Source organism: Aliterella sp. E5.1 (assembly GCF_057473825.1).
Genome location: NZ_JBYCCV010000311.1, coordinates 1 through 1,835 on the forward strand (window position 1 = coordinate 1; position 1,835 = coordinate 1,835).

The 1,835-nt window shown below is 49.3% G+C and carries 3 protein-coding genes; 2 read left to right on the forward strand and 1 reads right to left on the reverse strand.

The window, feature by feature from the left end:
* Positions 1-465, forward strand: a 465-nt coding sequence (locus AC2VE5_RS26660; protein WP_486890555.1) for an ArsA family ATPase, incomplete at its 5' end; no start/stop codon positions are given.
* Positions 466-479: 14 nt separating this feature from the next.
* On the opposite strand, the gene AC2VE5_RS26665 is transcribed toward AC2VE5_RS26660, so the two are convergent.
* Positions 480-719, reverse strand: a complete 240-nt coding sequence (locus AC2VE5_RS26665; protein ID WP_486890557.1) for a hypothetical protein — start codon at positions 717-719, stop codon at positions 480-482.
* A gap of 536 nt (positions 720-1,255) precedes the next feature.
* Between AC2VE5_RS26665 and AC2VE5_RS26670 the strand changes: the two genes are divergently transcribed.
* On the forward strand, positions 1,256-1,835 hold a 580-nt coding region (locus AC2VE5_RS26670; RefSeq protein ID WP_486890558.1), incomplete at its 3' end, for a Clp protease N-terminal domain-containing protein.

Genomic DNA, 1,835 nt, shown 5'->3' on the forward strand with positions numbered 1-1,835 from the left:
ATTATCCCCGACGAAGTTACCGATCCCTTCTTTGCCCGCTGGAAGGAAAACCAGCAGGACTATCGCCACCAGATCCATGAAAATTTTCGGCCTTTGCCGGTCAAAGAAGTCCCGCTTTATTCCGAAGAGATGTGTGGGTTTGCAGCCCTAGAGCGGCTCAAAGAAACCCTCTACGCCGATGAAGATCCAGCTCAGGTTTACTACAAAGAAACAACCCTGCGGGTGGTGCAAGATCAAGGGCAGTTCAGCCTGGAGCTTTACCTACCTGGCATCCCTAAAAATCAAGTAGAACTGAGTAAAACTGCGGACGAATTAAATATTCGGATTGGCAATCACCGTCGAAACTTGGTCTTGCCCCAAGCCCTGGCTGCCCTTCAACCCACAGGGGCCAAAATGGAAGCAGACTACCTCAAGATACAGTTTGGTAATCTGCTACCAGCCGATTCTGCCCCCCCGCAGATTTAGAATTCGCTGGCTCCTCAAGCTACGGACACGTCTGCTTCTGGATCACAAGTACAGCTTGCCGGGGCATAGCTTTGATAAATTTGTTCGGCTTCACTGAGGCGCAGTCCCAAATTTTGCATCAAAAAAATATGGGCACTGGCGGCTTCTGAATTCATTAAAGCAGTCACTAATGTGGTGCTTTCTTTGCGGCTGACGGGTCTTTGCCAACGGCGTTCCAGGGCTTTTTCAGCTCGGTGACGGCATAAAACTGGCACGGCGAACCTCCAAATTAAATTTACACTTTGGTTAAGCATTTTTACCCATTAAATTTTGGTTGTCGTATCAATTTTTACCACTCGGGCAATTATTCAAGTTTTCGGGCCTTCAGCCTTAATTTCTCCAGTTCAATCTCTTTGGGTTAGATTCCCCGTGGCTTGCCACGTAATCAACATTTGTGCGGTTGTGCGTTCCAGAGGAAAAATTCCGTAATGCTCCGTTAATTTTGGCAGAGATAGGAATTTTAGCGCTCCGCACCCAATTTACTCTCCTAAACCCTGGACAAAAACTGCCGCCCCTGGGTAGGAGAGGTTTCCCTACCCGAAAAAAGAGATTCCCGTAAATTGATCCCAAGAGCGGGAAATCCTAAAACCAAGTAGATAGAATAGAGCAAAGAGATCGACTTCAGCTAAGTTTCTATCATCAATGTGGTTGAGTTTAGTGATTGTCAGATATCTTGAACAGATGCCAGTTGGGAATTTTCCCTGTGTTAAAATTGGCTTCACCAGCACGCAGCAGGTAGTGGGAATACGCCATGTTTGAACGCTTCACAGAAAAAGCCATCAAAGTGATCATGCTGGCCCAAGAAGAAGCCCGGCGCTTGGGACACAACTTTGTGGGAACAGAGCAGATCCTCTTGGGTCTGATCGGAGAAGGAACCGGCGTCGCTGCCAAAGTTTTGAAATCCATGGGGGTAAATCTCAAAGACGCTCGGATTGAGGTTGAGAAAATCATTGGTCGGGGCTCTGGCTTCGTTGCCGTTCAGATTCCATTCACTCCTCGGGCCAAGCGGGTGCTTGAGTTGTCTTTAGAAGAGGCGCGCCAACTCGGGCACAATTATATTGGCACAGAGCACCTGCTTTTGGGGCTGATTCGCGAGGGGGAGGGAGTCGCTGCCAGGGTGCTAGAAAACCTTGGGGTTGATCTGTCTAAAGTGCGGACGCAGGTGATTCGCATGCTAGGCGAGACCGCCGAAGTCTCTGCCGGCAGTAGTCAAGGACGCACCAAGACCCCCACCCTAGATGAGTTTGGCTCTAACCTTACCCAGTTAGCCACTGAGGGCAAGCTGGACCCAGTCGTGGGTCGGCAGAAAGAAATTGAACGGGTGATTCAAA